Origin of the sequence: Marmoricola endophyticus, from assembly GCF_014644415.1 — a bacterium.
Taxonomy (GTDB): Bacteria; Actinomycetota; Actinomycetes; order Propionibacteriales; family Nocardioidaceae; genus Marmoricola; species Marmoricola endophyticus.
On the sequence record NZ_BMKQ01000001.1, the window covers coordinates 1,087,082 to 1,102,645 of the forward strand.

A 15,564-nucleotide genomic window follows, 5' to 3' on the forward strand; every position below is an offset into this window, starting at 1 on the left:
GGGTGCCGGCTGCCCTGACGCCCTGACGGGCGGCCCACCCGCTCGTGAGCGGGACCATCGGGCCGGCGTCTCCGCGGTGCGATCGTCGCGACCGGTGCTGCTGGTCGTGCGAGCCGCAGGCGCGGGAACGGGCGTGCGAAGTCAGCCCCGGAGGGCTGCTGGACTCATCGTAGGTCAGGACCGCGCGGGACGACGAATCGCGCCCGGACCGACGTCCGTCGCGGATCCACAGGCTGCCCTCCGGTCCCCGTCGCCCACAGGCCGGGCCGGTACGGCCACCACCGCCGTCGCCGCCGTGGTGGCGTGGCGCCATGACCGCTCTCTGGACGCGCCGGGTGCTGCGTGTGCTGATCGTCGTGCTGCTCTGCCTCGAGGCGGGCTGCCTCGCCGGCCCGGCGCGGGCCGACCCGGACCACGAGCTGCCGCGGGGCCAGTGGCCGCTGCACCCCCGTCCCGACGTCGTGCGCCGCTTCGACCCACCCGACACGGTGTACGGCGCCGGTCACCGCGGTGTCGACCTGCTCGGCCGCCCGGGTCAGCGGGTGCGGACGGCGCTGGCCGGCACGGTGTCGTTCGCGGGGATGCTGGCGGGCAAGGGCGTGGTGAGCGTGCGCCACGAGGGCGGGCTGCGGACGACGTACGAGCCGGTCACCGCGACGGTCCACGTCGGGGACGTGGTGACTGCCGGGACGGCGATCGGGGTGCTGCGGGTGGGTCCCTCCCACTGCCGACCGGCGCACTGCCTGCACTGGGGGCTCATCCGAGGTGAGACCTACCTCGACCCGCTGCTGCTGGTCGGCGGTGGTCCGGTCCGGCTGCTGCCACTCGCCGGGCGCCCGCTCGTCGTGAACGCCCCGGTGTCCGCGGGCGCCCCACCGGCACCCTCCGTCCCCACGGTGACCGCGGCCGACGCCGCGCTGGCAGGACAGTCGGCCAGCACCGCCCGTTGACCGGGTACCAACCGCGTGGTCTGCGGCGGGCGTGTACCGCCACGCTCGGCGCCGACGCCGGCGGCGACGACCGCGAGCGTGCCGAGGACCTGCGAGGGGCCGAGCCCCTGGCCGAGAAGCACCAGACCCAGCAGGCCGGCGATCGCCGGTTCGAGAGCCATCAGTGTGCCGAAGGCGGCCGTGGTGAGCCGACGCAGGGCGAGCATCTCCAGTGCGAACGGCAGCACCGGCACCAGCAGGGCGAGGCCGAGACCGATCGGGACCAGGTCCCAGGTCCACACCCGGACCAGACTCGGCCCGAAGACCAGCGAGGCGATCAGGCCGGCGACCGGGAGCGACACGCCGAGCCCCGTGATGCCGTCCAGCTCGTCGCCGACCCGCTGCGTGAGCAGGATGTAGCCCGCCCAGCACACCGCGGCGCCGAGCGCGAAGCCCACGCCCACCAGGTCGACCTCTCCCCGCCACGGCTCGGTGAGGCTCACGACGCCGACCGCCGCCAGCACCGGCCACAGCAGGCCTTTGCGGCCCCGGCTGCGCGCCACCGCCACACCGAGCGGACCGAGGAACTCCAGCGCGCTCGCCGTCCCCAGCGGTAGCCGCGCCACCGCGGCCATGAACAGCACGGTCAGGCCCGCGGTCACGACGCCCAGCGCGCAGCCCGCCACCAGCACCCTCTCGCGAGGCCGCACCGACGAGCGCCACAGCGCTCGCTGCCACACCGCGAGCAGCAGTCCGCCGAACGCCAGGCGGAGCGCGGCCGCCCCCTCGGGCCCCACCCGGTCGATCATCCCCACCGACGCGGCGAGGCCGAGCTGGACCAGGCTCATCGAGGCCAGTGCCATCAGTGCACCGCCCCTCGCCGGTGCGGCGGTCGACGGGCGAGCGGTCATGGACCTAGTGGATCTCGCGCAACTGTTCGTGTCCACGTGATGTTGCTGGACAGTTCGTTCACGAAGTCTGAAGATAAGTGTCGTGCTCGATCCTCGTCAGCTCGAGATGCTTCTCGAGCTCTCCCGGCACGGCTCCATGAGGTCCGTGGCCGACCTGCTGGGCGTGACCACCTCGACGGTCTCCCAGCAGATCGGCGCCCTCGGCCGGGCCGTCGGGACTCCCGTGATCGAGCCCGACGGCCGCCGGGTGCGCCTGACCCCGCCAGGGCGGAGACTGGCCGAGCACGCGGGCGCCGTGCTCGCTGCCCTCGAGAGCGCTCGCGCCGCGCTCGACCCCGCGGCGGACCCCCGCGGCACGGTGCGGGTCGCGTCCTTCGCCACCGGCATCCGCCGCTCGCTCCTCCCGGTGATCCGTACGCTGCGCACCACACACCCTGACGTGAACCTGCAGGTGCTGGAGCTCGAGCCGCCCGAGGCGCTGGCGGCCATCGCCGCCGACGAGGTCGACCTCGCGCTGACCTACGACTACACGCTGGCCCGTGCGGCGAGCGACGAGATGCTGGACTCCCACCCGCTGTGGCAGGCGCGGTGGCGCCTGGCCGTGCCGTCCGACCTCGCCGAGGACCTCGTCGACGACACCGGCTCGTCGGTCGAGGTGCTCGCGGCGGTCGCCGACCAGGGCTGGATCGTCAACTCCCGGCACACCGCCGACGAGGACGTGCTGCGGACGGTGTCGGCCCTGGCGGGCTTCGAACCGCGCGTCACGCACCGCGCCGACAGCCTCGACCTGGTGCGCGATCTCGTGGCCGCAGGTTTGGGCGTCGGGCTGGTGCCCGAGGCCCTCCCCGACGTGCCCGGTGTGATCGGCGTCCCGCTGCACGACCCCGAGGTCCTGCTCCGGTGCTTCGCCATGGTCCGACGCGGCCGGGGCACGTGGCCGCCGCTGGCCGCGGTCCTCGAGCTGCTGCTGGCCGGAACCAGACCGGGGTAGGACGGCTCAGGCCCGCGGGTGGGCCATCCGGTACGCCGCGCGCAGCCGGTCCCCCGACACGTGGGTGTAGATCTGCGTGGTCGCCAGCGAGGCGTGCCCGAGCAGCTCCTGGACCGTGCGCAGGTCGGCACCCCCCTCGAGGAGGTGGGTCGCCGCGGTGTGCCGGAGGCCGTGGGGACCCAGGTCCGGCGCGCCCGGGACGTCCTCGAGCCGGCGGTGGACCAGGGTGCGGACGGCGCGCTGGTCAAGGCGCCCGCCCCGTGCGCCGAGGAACAGCGCCGGACCACTGCCGTCGGCGACCAGCCGCGGACGTCCCGAGGCCAGCCACCGGTCCAGCGCCTGCTCGGCCGGGCGGCCGAACGGCACGACCCGCTCCTTGCGGCCCTTTCCCAGGACGCGGACGAGCCGACGCTCACGGTCGACGTCGTCCACGTCGGCACCCACCAGCTCGCCCACGCGCATCCCGGTGGCGTAGAGCAGCTCGAGCACGGCGGCGTCCCGGAGCCCGACAGGGCTCCCGTCGGCGCAGCGCTCGGCCGCCTCCTCGAGCAGCCGGCGGGCCTCGTCGCGGTCCAGGGCGCCCGGCAGGGTGCGGTGGGCCTTCGGCGAGGCCAACCGCGCCCCGGGGTCGGTGGCGATCAAGCCAGTGCGGGCCGCCCACGCGGTGAAGACCCGCACCGCGGTCGAGCGTCGGGCCAGCGTCGTCCGCGCCCGACCGGTGGTCTGCTGCTTGGCCAGCCAGCTGCGCAGGGTGCGGACGTCGAGGGCGGTCAGGTCCTCGTGGCCCAGCGCTGCGGCGTGCTCCAGGGCGGACCAGACGTCGGAGAGGTAGGCACGCACCGTGTGCGGCGTGAGGTCCCGCTCGGAGACCAGGTGCCGCTCGTACGCCGCCAGCGCCTGCGCCATGGGCTCCGGGAGGTCGGCCACAGGCCCACGATAGGCGGGGGCGGACCTCGGACGGCTGCGCCGCGCCTCACGCGCGGCGCAGGCGGTACCGACCCTCCCAGCGCTCGGACAGGCCCGCCTCGAGGAGGCGGTCCAGCGCCGGGATGACGGACTCCAACGACAGCCCGGCCGCGCGCGCGATGTGCTCCGCCGTCACCGGCTCCCACGCCGGCAGGGCGTCGCGCACCTGCTGGTCGTGCAGCGAGAGTCGGTCCTCGGGCCGCTGCGGCTGTCGTGGCACCGGCAGCGTGGCCTGCCCCATCGGTGCGACCGCCTCCAGCACCTCGGCGCCCCGCGTCACCAGCAGTCCCCCGCGGCCGCGGATCAGCTCGTGGACACCCTCCGAGGTCGCGCTGGTCACCGGGCCGGGGACCCCCATGACGATCCGGTTGAGCATCTCCGCCCAGGTGGAGGTGTTCAGCGCTCCGCTGCGCGTGGCGGCCTCGACGACGACCGTCGCCGACCCCAGGCCGGCGATCAGCCGGTTGCGGGCGAGGAAGCGCAGCTTGGTCGGAGTCGCCGCCGGTGGCATCTCGGAGACCACCAGACCGGTCTCGGCGATCCGGGCCAGCAGGTCGGCGTGGCTGGCCGGGTAGGCCCGGTCGACCCCGTTGGCCAGCACCGCCACCGTCTGACCTGACACGGCCAGGGCGCCACGGTGGGCAGCCTTGTCGATGCCGAAGGCGCCGCCGGAGACCACCGGGTGCCCCGCCCTCGCGACCTCCGCGGCGATCTCACCGGCGGCGTCGTCACCGTACGAGGTGGAGCTGCGGGAGCCGACGACCGCGACCGGGGCTCGCTCCACGACCTCGTCGAGCCGCAGCGGCCCCCGGGCCCACAGACCCATCGGCCGCCCACCGCGCCCGAGATGGGTGCCGCAGCGGTCGAGGTCGTCGAGGCACTCGGGCCACTCGTCGTCCCCGGGCACGACGAACCTCACGCCGATCCGAGCCGCCTCGGCCAGGTCTCTCCCCGGGTCGAGCGCCGCAAGCCGGGCGGCCACGTCGGCGACGAGGGTCCGGGAAGCCTCCGCGTCCTCCGCCGCAGCCGCCGCACGTCGGCGCTGAGCAGTGAGCGTCGCCAGCGCACGGACGGCCCCCTCCTCCAGCACCATTGCCGTCAGTCGCGGATCGCCGGGCTCCGCCAGACGTCCCAGCGCGGCCCGTGCGAGCCGCTCGTCGTCGGGCGCCCGCCGAGCCGGGCCGGCGCTCACCACGGGACGGACTCCACGTCCGCCCGCTCCGGTGAGGCGGTCGTCCGGCTCTCCAGCGGGGTGCCGGTCCGCAGCCGCAGGGCGACGTCGGTCTCCTCCTCGCCCGGGTGCTCCACGCCGCGCAGGTCGGCCACGGTCCAGGCGAGCCGGTGGACGCGGGTGGCGCCGCGGCGGGTGAGACGGCCGGCGTACACCTCCTCATCGACCCGGCGCTCGGCACGGTCGCTGAGCGGCCAGCGCTCCCGCAGCACGGGCCCGGGCACGTCGGCGTTGACCCGCCAGCCGGTGCCGTCGTAGCGGGCGGCGGCGAGCACGCGCGCAGCCTCCACCCGCGCGCGCACCGTGGCTGTCGACTCGGGCCGGGCCAACGGGTCGCCCGCCTCGTGCGGACGGACCGGCTCGACGTGACGGACGATGTCGATGCGGTCGGCGACCGGGCCGGTCAGCTTGCGTCGGTAGTCACGGCGCCGGACCTCGGTGCACGTGCAGCGACTGTCCCGACGGGCCGGGTGGTAGTCACCGCACGGGCACGGGTTCGCCGCGAGGACGAACACCGCCCGCGCCGGGAAGGTCGCCGTCTCCTGACCACGGGCGATGGTGATGTCGCCGTTCTCCAGCGGCTCGCGCAGCGCCTCGACGATGTCGGCGGAGAACAGCGGGAACTCGTCCAGGAACAGCACACCGAGGTGGGCCTTGCTGACCGCGCCGGGCAGCACGCGACCGGTACCGCCACCGAGCAGGCTGGCACGCGTGGCCGAGTGGTGGGGTGCGCTGAACGGCGGTCGACGCAGCATCCGGGCACCTGACGGGAACGCGCCGGCGAGGGAGTGGATCGCGGTGAGCTCCAGCGACTCCTCCAGCCCGAGGTCCGGCATGATCCCGGGGATCCGCTCGGCGAGCGTGGTCTTGCCCGCACCCTTCGGGCCGCTGAGCAGGACGTGGTGGCCTCCGGCGGCGCTGACCTCGAGTGCGTAGCGGGCGTCGGTCATCCCGACGACGTCGCGCAGGTCGACCTCGGCCAACCGCTGCTCGCCCCGCCAGCTGAGCAGCCGCTGGGCGGAAAGCGGCTCGACCTCCGGCGCCTCCGGCACGGCCTCGCCGCGCAGCACGGCGAGCACCTGGGCCAGCGAGCGCACGCCGTACACCGAGACGCCCGGCACCAGGCGGGCCTCCTCCAGCTGCGGCTCGGGGACGATCACCGTCGTCATCCCGCGCTTGGCGGCGGCCATCGTCATCGGCAGGACCCCCGGCACCGAGCGCACCCGCCCGTCGAGCGTGAGCTCGCCGGCGAGCACGGTGCGCTGCAGCGAGGCCTGCTCGATCTCCCCGACGGCGCAGAGGACGCCGGCAGCGATGGCGAGGTCGAAGTGCGACCCGCGCTTGGGCAGGTCGGCCGGCGAGAGCAGGATCGTCAGCCGCTTGGTCGAGGGCCAGTCCACGCCCAGGTCGGCGACCGCGGCGCGGCAACGGTCCAGCGACTCCGAGATCGACGTGTCCGGGCGGCCGACCAGGGAGACCGCGCTGGTGCCGAGGCTGACGTCGACCTGGACGTCGACCAGGTGCGCGACAGCGCCGTCGAGGGTGACCGTGCGGGTGGTGGCCACGTCCGCCATCACACGACCCCCCGCAGGTGCTCGACCCGTCCGGCGCCGTGGCCGTCCTGGAGGACCGAGACCACGTCGATGCGGACGTCGACGCGGCGCCGCCCCTGCTCCTCCAGCCAGCGCTCGGCCAGGAGGCGCAACCGGGCCGCCTTGACCGGCGTGACCGCCTCGAGCGGGTGGCCGTACGCCGTCGTGCGGCGGGTCTTCACCTCGCAGAAGACGACCGTCTCGCCCTCGGTCAGGATCAGGTCGATCTCACCGGCGCGACATCGCCAGTTCCTCTCGAGCAGGACCAAGCCCTGCTCCTCGAGCGCCCGCAGCGCCACGTCCTCGCCGTAGCGTCCCAGCGCCAGGTTCTGCTGTCCCGTGCTCATGGGAGGAGCCTCCGGCCAGACGACGACCGGCACGGGCCGGCGAGGCACCGGTTGTGGACGGCCGAGGGGCGGGTGCGGGCTGTGGACGCGGAACGGACGGGTCAGCGTGCGCGCTGGACGATCTCGGCGGTGTGCGCGATGTCGCGCACCTCACCGACCAGCTCCTCGAGCAGGTCCTCCAGCATCACCACGCCCAGCGTCCTGCCCTCGTCGTCGACGACGCGTCCCATGTGCGCGCCCCGGCGCTGCAGCGAGGACAGCGCGACGTGCAGGACGTCACCGGAGCGGACGGTGCCCAGCGGGCGCACCCACTTGTCCTCGACCACGCGCGAGTGACGAGAGGGGTCGGTCTCCAGCACGTCCTTGACGTGCAGGTATCCCACCAGGTCACCGTCGACCTCGACGGGGAACCGCGAGTAGCCGGTCTCCCCGCACAACCGCTCCACCTCGGCCACGGTGACGCCCCGGTGGGCCACCGACAGCGTGTCCAGCGGGAGGGTCACGGCCTCGACGGTGCGCTCGGTGAAGCCGAGGGCGTCGGCGAGGCGCTGGTACTCCCCCTGCTCGAGCAGCCCCTCCTCGCGCGACTCCGCGACCATCGCGCCGACCTCGTCGCGGGTGAACGCCGAGGCCACCTCGTCGCGCGGCTCGACCCGCAGCGCGCGCAGGACGAGGTTGGCGACCAGGTTGAACGACCACACCACCGGCTTGAGCAGCGTGACGACGAGCATCATCGGCGGGCCCAGCACCAGCGCGGCGCGCGTCGGGCCGGCGATGGCGAGGTTCTTCGGGACCATCTCCCCCAGCACCACGTGCAGGTAGACCACCAGCAGCAGCGCGATGGCGAACGCGACCGGGTGCACGAACGCCTCGGGCAGGCCGAGCGCCTCGAAGCCGGGCTCGATCAGGTGCGCCACGGCCGGCTCGCCCAGCGCACCCAGCCCCAGCGAGCAGACGGTGATGCCGAGCTGGGCGCCGGCCATCACCAGCGAGACGTCCTCCATCGCGCGCAGCGTGGTGCGTGCAGCCCGCGACCCCTCGGCCGCCTTGGGCTCGATCTGGCTGCGCCGCGCCGAGACCAGCGCGAACTCGGCGCCGACGAAGAACGCGTTCAGTGCCAGCAGCACCACGGCGACGACGAGGGCGGTCTGGTCACTCATCGCGACCACCCGCCACCTCACGTCGTACGACGCGCAACCGGTCGACCCGCAGCCCGTCCATCCGCTCGACGACGAGCAGCGCCTCCTCAGGCGGACCGAGCGGGTCTCCCTCCTCACCCACCTGCGCGGGCAGGGGTACGACGGCCTCGTCGCCGGTCTCCGGGACGCGCCCGAGCGAGGCCACCAGCAGTCCGGCGACCGTGTCGTACTGCTCGCTGGCCGGCACCTCGACCCCGGTCGCCTCCCGCAGCTCGTCGGGACGCAGCAGCCCTGCCACCGACCACGACCCGTCGCGGCGGGCGACCACCTGGTGCCCGCCCCCGTCGTCGATCCGGTCGTGCTCGTCGGCGATCTCGCCGACGATCTCCTCCACGACGTCCTCGAGGGTGACGACGCCCGCGGTGCCGCCGTACTCGTCGACGACGACCGCCATCTGGAAGCCGCCCGCACGCAGCTCGCCGAGCAGGGGGTCCAGCCGGATGCTGTCGGGCACACGGAGCGCCTCGACCATGTGGTCGCGCACCCGCGCGGCACCCCGCTCGGCGACCGGCACGGACACGGCCTGCTTGACGTGGATGGCGCCGACCACGTGGTCGGCGCCCTCGTGGACGACCGGGAAGCGGGAGTGCCCGCTGCTGCGCGCCAGCTCGACGACCGCGAGCACCGAGGCGTCGCGGTCGACGCTCTCCATCCGCCGGCGCGGCGTCATGATCTCGCCGGCCGTGCGCGGACCGAAGGCGACCGAGCGCTCGACCAGGGCGGCGGTCTCGGGGTCCAGCGTCCCCTCGGCCGCGGAGCGACGAGCGACCGAGAGCAGCTCCTCGGACGTACGAGCGGAGCGCAGCTCCTCCTGCGGCTCGACCCCGAGCCGTCGCACGATCGCGTTGGCCGAGCCGTTCAGCCCGCGGATCGGCCACGCCATCGCCCTGGTGAACACGCGCTGGAAGCCCGAGGTGGCGCGGGCAGTGGCGTACGGCGCGGAGATCGCGAGGTTCTTCGGCACCAGCTCGCCGGCGACCATGGTCAGCGCCGTGGCCACGACCAGCCCGATCACGACCGACAGCCCGGGCACGACACCGGAGGGCACGCCCCACGACTCCAGCGGGCCGTCGATCAGCCCGGCGATGGCGGGCTCGGCGAGGAACCCGATGGCCAGGTTCGTGACGGTGATCCCGACCTGGGCGCCCGACAGCTGCGTCGACAGCGTCCGCAGCGCCGCGAGCACACCCCGCGCACCCCGGTCGCCGGACTCCGCGGCCCGCTCGACGCTGCCACGGTCGACGGTCACCAGCGCGAACTCCGCCGCGACGAACATCCCGCAGCCGGCGACCAGCACCAGCGCCGCGAGCAGGAGCAACCACTCGGTCACCTGGGGGTCCACACTCCTACGATCCCGACTGCACTCACGACTCACGGGGCCCAACGCCCGGGGCGCACGCGAGGTTCCCTACTCCGGCGGCTCCATCTCGGCGGGGCTCAGCTCCTCGACGTTGACGTCCTTGAAGGTGAGCACCTTGACGTTGCGGGCGAACCGCGCGGGGCGGTACATGTCCCACACCCACGCGTCGGTCATCGTCACCTCGAAGAACACGTCGCCCTGCTCGGTGCGCGCCTTCACGTCGACCTGGTTGCACAGGTAGAACCGGCGGTCGGTCTCGACGACGTACTTGAAGATCCCGACGACGTCGCGGTACTCGCGGTAGAGCGTCAGCTCCATCTCCGCCTCGTACTTCTCCAGGTCCTCGGCGCTCACGTCAGACTCCCTTCCAGCTCGGTCTGCGGCCCCGCCTCGATCCCGGCGGCCCGTCGTACGTTGACGAAGCAGCAGCGGTGGATGGGGCACGGCCCGTGCTGCTCCAGCGCGGCCTCGTGCGAGGCCGTGCAGTAGCCCTTGTGCGTCGCGAAGTCGTACGCCGGCCACCGCTCGTGCTCGGCGGCCATCATCCGGTCGCGGGTCACCTTGGCCACCACGGACGCGGCAGAGATGCAGGCGGCGACGCGGTCGCCCTTCCACATCGCCAGGCCCGGGACCTCCAGCCCGTCGACGGGGAACCCGTCGGTGAGGACGTACGCCGGTCGGACGTCGAGACGTGCGAGCGCGCGTCGCAGCGCCTCGATGTTGGCGACGTGCATGCCGAGCCGGTCGCACTCGTCGGGAGGTACGACGACCACCGCCCAGGCCAGCGCGCGGCGGACGACCTGGGCGTAGCACCGCTCGCGCGAGCGCTCCGTGAGCAGCTTGGAGTCGGCGAGGCCCGGCACCTGCCCGGCCTTCGTGGGGGCGAGCACGACGGCGGCCGCGACCAGCGGACCGGCGCACGCGCCGCGGCCGGCCTCGTCGACGCCGGCGACGTGCGCCATCCCGGCCCGCCGCAGCGCGCGCTCGTAGCCGTACAGCCCGGCGTCGCGGCGCACGGTGGAGCCTCGCGGGAGAGTGGTCATCGCAGAATCAGGCTAGCGGGACCCCGACGTCGCGTCGGGCACCGCTCGAAACGTGCTCGGCCGGTGGATGATCTGCGCGCGGTCCCACGGCCAGACCAGCGCGAAGACCTTGCCGACGACGTCGTCCTCGGGCACGAACCCGCCGCCGGGCTCGCCCATGTGGGCACGTGAGTCCGCGGAGTCGCCGCGGTTGTCACCCATCATCCACAGCCGGTCCTCGGGCACCTTGACGTCGAAGTTCTGCAAGGAGGGCACCGTGCCCTTCGGGAGGTACGACTCGTCGAGCGCGGTCCCGTTGACGGTGATCCGGCCCTGCTGGTCGCAGCAGCGCACCCGGTCCCCGCCGACGCCGATCACCCGCTTCACCAGGTGCCCGCCGGCCGGGTAGAGCCCGACCAGCTCGAGCACCCGCTTGAGCCCCGTGGCGGGCGGGGTGTCCTCCGCGCCGAGCCAGTTGCTCGGGTCCTTGAACACGATGATGTCGCCGCGGCTGGGGCCGGAGCCCCAGTACGACGGCTTCTCCACGAGGATCCGATCGTTCTTGACGAACTGCGGCTCCATCGACGGCGAGGGGATGTAGAAGGCCTGGACGAACAGCGCCTTGATCACGATCGCCAGGGCGAGCGCGATCACCAGCAGCAGGATCGTCTCCTGCCAGAGCGGGAGCTGCCTGCGCTGACGGCGACGGCTCCTCGACGGGGTCTGCTGGCCGCCCTCGGCCCCGGATGAGCTCACGACGGGGAAGCCTACGTCGCGCCACCCCGCCGTGAGGCACCCCGGTGGTGCGAGTCCTCAGACCTCGCGGCGCTCCTTGATCTTGGCCGCCTTGCCGCGCAGGTTGCGCAGGTAGTACAGCTTCGCGCGGCGCACGTCACCGCGGGTGACGACCTCGATCTGCTCGAAGATCGGCGAGTGGAGCGGGAAGGTCCGCTCGACACCGACGCCGAAGGACACCTTGCGGACGGTGAAGGTGCGGCCGACGCCGGCACCCTGCACCTTGATGACGATGCCCTGGAAGACCTGGACGCGCGACCGGTTCCCCTCGACGACCTTCACGTGCACCTTCACGGTGTCGCCGGCACGGAAGGCCGGGAGGTCGCTGCGCAGGGCAGCGGCGTTGAGCTCGTCGATGACGTTGGCCATGGTGTCTCCTCGCGAGTGCCACAGGTCAGCCGCGGTATGGAAGTGGTGAACGGATCTCGGCCCGGCGTGTACGGGTCGGCGGCGCGGGTCCCCCCTGTGGCAGGGTCCCGACGCGGATCCCCCGCGTGTTCCTCGGGGCGGTCCTTCGACCGGCTGGGCCAAGGCTCGAGTGTGCCAGAGCCGCGCCGTGCGGCGAAATCAGCGCCGTCCGGACGGGGGACGCCGCTTGGTCAACCTCGCCACGCCCGGCTCGACCTCGCCCGCGGGCCGGTAGCCGGCCCTCGCGTACATCCGCAGGTTGCGTGCGCTCCCCGCACCCGTGAACAGCAGGTACGACGACACCCCGTCCGGCGCTGCCGCCTCGATCCGCTCCAGCAGCACGCGGCCCAGCCCGTGGCCCTGGAGGTCGGGGGCGACCATCAACCGGCCCACGTCCCAGACCTCGCGCCCGTCGTCGGTGGCCCGCGCGACGCCCCGGACCGCCCCCACCAGGCGCCCGGCACGCCGCGCGACCAGCACCGTGCCCCGCGTGACCCAGTGCTGCACGTCGGTCAGCGACTCCCCCAGCGCGGGGATGGTGACGTCCGGGTTGTCCTGGGCCTCCTGCACCCAGCAGGCACGCTGCAGGGTGAGCAGCTCGCCGGCGTCGGCGGCGACCGCGGGCCGGACCTCGGTCTCGCCGGTGGTCGTGGCGGGGAGCAGGTCCGGACGCCGCAGCGTCGTACGACGGACGGCCTGCGCGTGGCGCCACGCGGCGATCCGGGCGTGGTCGCCCGAGAGCAGCACCTCGGGCACCTCGTGACCGCGCCACGCGGCGGGGCGGGTGTAGACGGGGTACTCCAGCAGCCCGTCGGCGCCGTGCGACTCCTCCGCCAGCGACTCCGCGTTGCCCATGAAGCCGGGCAGCAGGCGGCAGACCGCCTCGATCATCGCCAGCGCGGCCACCTCTCCGCCGTTGAGCACGTAGTCGCCCAGCGACAGCTCACGCACCTCCAGCCGGCGCGCCGACTCGTCGAGGACGCGCTGGTCGATGCCCTCGTAGCGCCCGCAGGCCACGACCAGGTGCTCGCGGGCGGACAGTTCCTCCGCCACACGCTGGGTGAACCGCTCCCCCGCCGGGGTCGGGACCAGCAGCGTCGCGCCGTCCGGGGCCAACGCGTCGAGCGCCTCACCCCACGGCTGCGGCTTCATCACCATCCCGGCGCCACCGCCCGTCGGCGTGTCGTCCACGGCGCGGTGCCGGTCGTGGGTCCAGTCGCGCAGGTCGTGGACCGCGAGGTCCAGCAGCCCCTTCTCGCGTGCGCGGCCCGGGAGGGAGAGCTCCAGCGCGCGCAGGTAGTCGGGGAAGATCGAGACGACGTCGACGCGCATCAGGACTCGTCCGCCCCGGCCTCCGCCCGTCCGGCCTCGGTGGCCTCGGTGGGGTCGAGCAGGCCCGGACGGTCGGCGACGACCAGCCGGGCGCCGGCCAGGTCGACCTCGGGGACCAGCGCCTCGACGAACGGCACCAGCACCTCCGCGGCGCCGCCGCTGCGACGGGCGTCGATCACGAGCAGGTCCTGCGCACCGTGGCGGACCTCGCTCACCTCGCCGACGACGCGGCCTGCGGCGTCCTCGGCGACGAGGCCGACCAGCTGGTGGTCGTAGAACTCGTCGGGATCCGACGGCGCGTCCTGCGCGCAGACCAGGGCGTGGAGGGTGGCGCCACGCAGCACCTCGGCGGCGGTGCGGTCACCGAGCTCCTCGAAGCGGACGAGCAGACGACCTTGGTGCCGGCGGACGCCGGAGACGGTCACCGAGCGCGGCGCGCCCGCTGCAGCGCCCTCCAGAGTCAGGAGAGCGCCGACGACGAAGCGGCGCTCGGGCTCGTCGGTGCGCAGCTCGACGGCCACGTCGCCGCGCACGCCGTGCGGTCGCCCCACACGTCCGACGCAGACCTCGACGTCTGCCACGTCAGGGTCGCGTTCAGCGCCCGCGGTCGACGTCGACGAAGTCGACGCGCGCGCCGTCGGGGCCCGCCAGGGCCCCGACGACGGTACGGAACGCAGACGCGGTACGACCGCCGCGGCCGATCACCTTGCCGAGGTCGTCGGGGTGCACCCGGACCTCGAGGACCGACCCGCGACGCAGCTGCTTGTCCTGGACCGTGACGTCGTCGGGGTTGTCGACGATGCCGCGGACCAGGTGCTCCAGCGCCTCTGCGAGCACCGGCTCAGGCCTCGGACTTCTCGTCGTCCTGAGCCGCCGCGTCGGTGCTGTCGGCCGAGCCGTCGGTGGACTCGGTCGCGGCCTCCTCGGTGGTGGCGGCCTCGTCGGGCTTCGGCTCCTCGGTAGGAGCCTCTGCCGCGGGCGTCTCCGCCGGAGCCTCGGCCGGCTTCTCCTCGGCCTTCTTCTTGGCCGTGGTCGCACCGCCCTTGGGCTCGTTGGCGGCGTCCTTGAGGGCCTCGGCGAACAGCTCGTGCTTGTCGCGCTTCGGCTCGGCCACGCGCAGCGTGCCCTCGGCACCGGGCAGGCCCTTGAACTTCTGCCAGTCGCCGGTGACCTTGAGGATCGCCTCGACGGCCTCGGACGGCTGGGCGCCGACGCCGAGCCAGTACTGGGCGCGGTCGGAGGTGACCTCGATGAAGGAGGGCTCCTCCTTGGGGTGGTACTTGCCGATCTCCTCGATCACTCGCCCGTCCCGCTTCTTGCGGGAGTCGACGACGACGACGCGGTAGTACGGCTGGCGGATCTTGCCCATCCGCTTCAGACGAATCTTGACGGCCACGTTTGTGGACCTCTCCTTGCAGCTTGGTGGTGGTGCCGGGGCGCAGACGTCGTGGGGCGACGTCGGAGGATCTCGGCGCGGGGTCCCGCGACGGCCCGGGTGAGAGGGTCCGGGCGCACGGGAACTCAGTGGGTCATCATGCCAGAGACCAGCGGGGAGTCCCGAATCCGGCGAAGCGCCGCCGGGAGCGGCGCCGAGGAGTAGCGTGGCATTTCGATGACGTCGTCAACCAGACAAAGCGGGCTCCGCGACTCCCCTCGGCGCCGTGTCGCCGAGCGCCACCCCGCGCTCTACCCGCTCGCCGTCCGCTACCACCAGCTGCGGCGGCACCTCGCCTGGGCGCGCTCGGGCGCCCGCTGGGTGACGCCGCCCTCCCCCACGCGGCCGACCGCACCGGGACCGTCGTACCGCGTGAAGAAGCACGCCTCCCTGCTGCTGCGCCAGCTCGGCGAGGAGGAGATGTGGCTGCAGCACAACAAGGTCCACAACCTGCGCCTGGCCTGCACGCGGATCGACACGGTGGTGATCCGGCCCGGTGAGACGTTCTCGTTCAACCGGCTGGTCGGCAACTGCACGCGTCGTCGCGGCTACGTCGACGGGATGAAGCTGTCCAACGGCAAGGCGCACGCCGGGACGGGCGGTGGAATCTGCCAGCTGGCCAACCTCCTGGTCTGGATGTTCATGCACTCCGACCTGACCATGGTGGAGCGCTCGCAGCACAGCTTCGACCCGTTCCCGGACAACGGTCGCGTGCTGCCGTGGGGCGTCGGCTGCTCGATCGTGTGGAACTACGTCGACCTCGTCGTCCGCAACGACACCGATGCCAGCTTCACCGTGCGCGTCGGGGTCGGTGACCGCTACCTCGAGGGGGAGCTGCGCTCGGACCGGGAGCCGACCCGGTCCTTCTCCGTCCACGCCCGCGCCGAGGGCTTCGAGCAGGTCGAGGGTCGGTGGTTCCGCCACAACGAGATCTGGCGCGAGGTCATCGACCGCCGTACCGGCGAGCACATCGGCGCGGAGCTGCTGCGGCGCAACCGGGCCCTGGTCACGTACGAGCCCGAGGCGGCGCGGGGCTAGCCTCGCGA

17 protein-coding genes and 1 pseudogene are annotated in these 15,564 nt (G+C 73.7%); 3 read left to right on the forward strand and 15 right to left on the reverse strand.

Annotation, left to right across the window (positions count from 1 at the left end; all coding sequences use genetic code 11):
• Positions 1-311 precede the first annotated feature (311 nt).
• On the forward strand, positions 312-950 hold the full coding sequence (locus IEX42_RS18095) for a murein hydrolase activator EnvC family protein (protein ID WP_229660612.1): 639 nt from the start codon (positions 312-314) through the stop codon (positions 948-950).
• Positions 951-1,021: 71 nt separating this feature from the next.
• On the opposite strand, the pseudogene IEX42_RS18100 reads toward IEX42_RS18095, so the two are convergent.
• A pseudogene (locus IEX42_RS18100) lies at positions 1,022-1,840 on the reverse strand (EamA family transporter); the annotation flags it as partial.
• A gap of 82 nt (positions 1,841-1,922) precedes the next feature.
• Between IEX42_RS18100 and IEX42_RS05320 the strand changes: the two are divergent.
• Complete coding sequence (locus tag IEX42_RS05320) at positions 1,923-2,831, forward strand: LysR family transcriptional regulator (protein ID WP_229660613.1); 909 nt, start codon at positions 1,923-1,925, stop codon at positions 2,829-2,831.
• Between the two features lie 6 nt (positions 2,832-2,837).
• Here the strand turns inward: IEX42_RS05320 and IEX42_RS05325 are convergent, their stop codons facing one another.
• The 14 genes from IEX42_RS05325 to rpsP all read right to left on the reverse strand — a co-directional run bounded on the left by IEX42_RS05325 (position 2,838) and on the right by rpsP (position 14,479).
• Positions 2,838-3,737, reverse strand: coding sequence for a tyrosine recombinase XerC (locus tag IEX42_RS05325; protein WP_188780918.1), 900 nt, complete (start codon positions 3,735-3,737; stop codon positions 2,838-2,840).
• 67 nt (positions 3,738-3,804) lie between these two features.
• A complete protein-coding gene (gene dprA, locus IEX42_RS05330; RefSeq protein WP_229660614.1) occupies positions 3,805-4,989 on the reverse strand; it encodes a DNA-processing protein DprA in 1,185 nt (394 codons plus the stop codon).
• Entirely contained in the window at positions 4,986-6,602 is a 1,617-nt protein-coding gene (locus IEX42_RS05335) for a YifB family Mg chelatase-like AAA ATPase (protein WP_188778863.1), read from the reverse strand. Before IEX42_RS05335 ends, dprA begins: the two co-directional genes overlap by 4 nt.
• The gene (locus IEX42_RS05340; RefSeq protein WP_188778864.1) at positions 6,602-6,967 is read right to left on the reverse strand and encodes a YraN family protein; all 366 of its coding nucleotides are present in this window, start codon (positions 6,965-6,967) and stop codon (positions 6,602-6,604) included. Before IEX42_RS05340 ends, IEX42_RS05335 begins: the two co-directional genes overlap by 1 nt.
• A gap of 101 nt (positions 6,968-7,068) precedes the next feature.
• A complete protein-coding gene (locus IEX42_RS05345; RefSeq protein ID WP_188778865.1) occupies positions 7,069-8,127 on the reverse strand; it encodes a hemolysin family protein in 1,059 nt (352 codons plus the stop codon).
• Positions 8,120-9,508, reverse strand: a complete 1,389-nt coding sequence (locus IEX42_RS05350) for a hemolysin family protein (RefSeq protein ID WP_229660615.1) — start codon at positions 9,506-9,508, stop codon at positions 8,120-8,122. Before IEX42_RS05350 ends, IEX42_RS05345 begins: the two co-directional genes overlap by 8 nt.
• A 66-nt stretch (positions 9,509-9,574) precedes the next feature.
• Positions 9,575-9,880, reverse strand: a complete 306-nt coding sequence (locus tag IEX42_RS05355) for a DUF2469 domain-containing protein (protein WP_188778866.1) — start codon at positions 9,878-9,880, stop codon at positions 9,575-9,577.
• Positions 9,877-10,569, reverse strand: a complete 693-nt coding sequence (locus tag IEX42_RS05360) for a ribonuclease HII (protein WP_188778867.1) — start codon at positions 10,567-10,569, stop codon at positions 9,877-9,879. The genes IEX42_RS05355 and IEX42_RS05360 overlap by 4 nt, the downstream gene beginning before the upstream one ends.
• A gap of 12 nt (positions 10,570-10,581) precedes the next feature.
• Positions 10,582-11,304 (reverse strand): signal peptidase I, encoded by a 723-nt coding sequence (gene lepB, locus IEX42_RS05365; RefSeq protein WP_188778868.1) that lies wholly within the window; start codon positions 11,302-11,304, stop codon positions 10,582-10,584.
• A gap of 57 nt (positions 11,305-11,361) precedes the next feature.
• Positions 11,362-11,712, reverse strand: coding sequence for a 50S ribosomal protein L19 (gene rplS, locus IEX42_RS05370; protein WP_188778869.1), 351 nt, complete (start codon positions 11,710-11,712; stop codon positions 11,362-11,364).
• A 198-nt stretch (positions 11,713-11,910) separates the two neighbouring features.
• The gene (trmD, locus tag IEX42_RS05375; RefSeq protein WP_188778870.1) at positions 11,911-13,083 is read right to left on the reverse strand and encodes a tRNA (guanosine(37)-N1)-methyltransferase TrmD; all 1,173 of its coding nucleotides are present in this window, start codon (positions 13,081-13,083) and stop codon (positions 11,911-11,913) included.
• A complete protein-coding gene (rimM, locus tag IEX42_RS05380; protein ID WP_188778871.1) occupies positions 13,083-13,664 on the reverse strand; it encodes a ribosome maturation factor RimM in 582 nt (193 codons plus the stop codon). Before rimM ends, trmD begins: the two co-directional genes overlap by 1 nt.
• A 13-nt stretch (positions 13,665-13,677) precedes the next feature.
• Positions 13,678-13,920: an RNA-binding protein gene (locus IEX42_RS05385; RefSeq protein ID WP_188778872.1), complete on the reverse strand. Its 243-nt coding sequence runs from the start codon at positions 13,918-13,920 to the stop codon at positions 13,678-13,680.
• A 4-nt stretch (positions 13,921-13,924) separates the two neighbouring features.
• On the reverse strand, positions 13,925-14,479 hold the full coding sequence (rpsP, locus tag IEX42_RS05390; RefSeq protein ID WP_188778873.1) for a 30S ribosomal protein S16: 555 nt from the start codon (positions 14,477-14,479) through the stop codon (positions 13,925-13,927).
• 216 nt (positions 14,480-14,695) lie between these two features.
• Between rpsP and IEX42_RS05395 the strand changes: the two genes are divergently transcribed.
• Positions 14,696-15,556, forward strand: a complete 861-nt coding sequence (locus tag IEX42_RS05395; RefSeq protein ID WP_188778874.1) for a VanW family protein — start codon at positions 14,696-14,698, stop codon at positions 15,554-15,556.
• Positions 15,557-15,564: the final 8 nt, after the last annotated feature.

Coding starts and splice junctions, on each gene's coding strand:
- IEX42_RS05335 (WP_188778863.1), bottom strand. CDS start 6,602: ATGGCGGACGTGGCCACCACCCGCACGGTCACCCTCGACGGCGCTGTC.
- IEX42_RS05340 (WP_188778864.1), bottom strand. CDS start 6,967: ATGAGCACGGGACAGCAGAACCTGGCGCTGGGACGCTACGGCGAGGAC.
- IEX42_RS05325 (WP_188780918.1), bottom strand. CDS start 3,737: ATGGCGCAGGCGCTGGCGGCGTACGAGCGGCACCTGGTCTCCGAGCGG.
- trmD (WP_188778870.1), bottom strand. CDS start 13,083: ATGCGCGTCGACGTCGTCTCGATCTTCCCCGACTACCTGCGCGCGCTG.
- IEX42_RS05360 (WP_188778867.1), bottom strand. CDS start 10,569: ATGACCACTCTCCCGCGAGGCTCCACCGTGCGCCGCGACGCCGGGCTG.
- IEX42_RS05395 (WP_188778874.1), top strand. CDS start 14,696: ATGACGTCGTCAACCAGACAAAGCGGGCTCCGCGACTCCCCTCGGCGC.
- IEX42_RS18095 (WP_229660612.1), top strand. CDS start 312: ATGACCGCTCTCTGGACGCGCCGGGTGCTGCGTGTGCTGATCGTCGTG.
- rplS (WP_188778869.1), bottom strand. CDS start 11,712: ATGGCCAACGTCATCGACGAGCTCAACGCCGCTGCCCTGCGCAGCGAC.
- IEX42_RS05345 (WP_188778865.1), bottom strand. CDS start 8,127: ATGAGTGACCAGACCGCCCTCGTCGTCGCCGTGGTGCTGCTGGCACTG.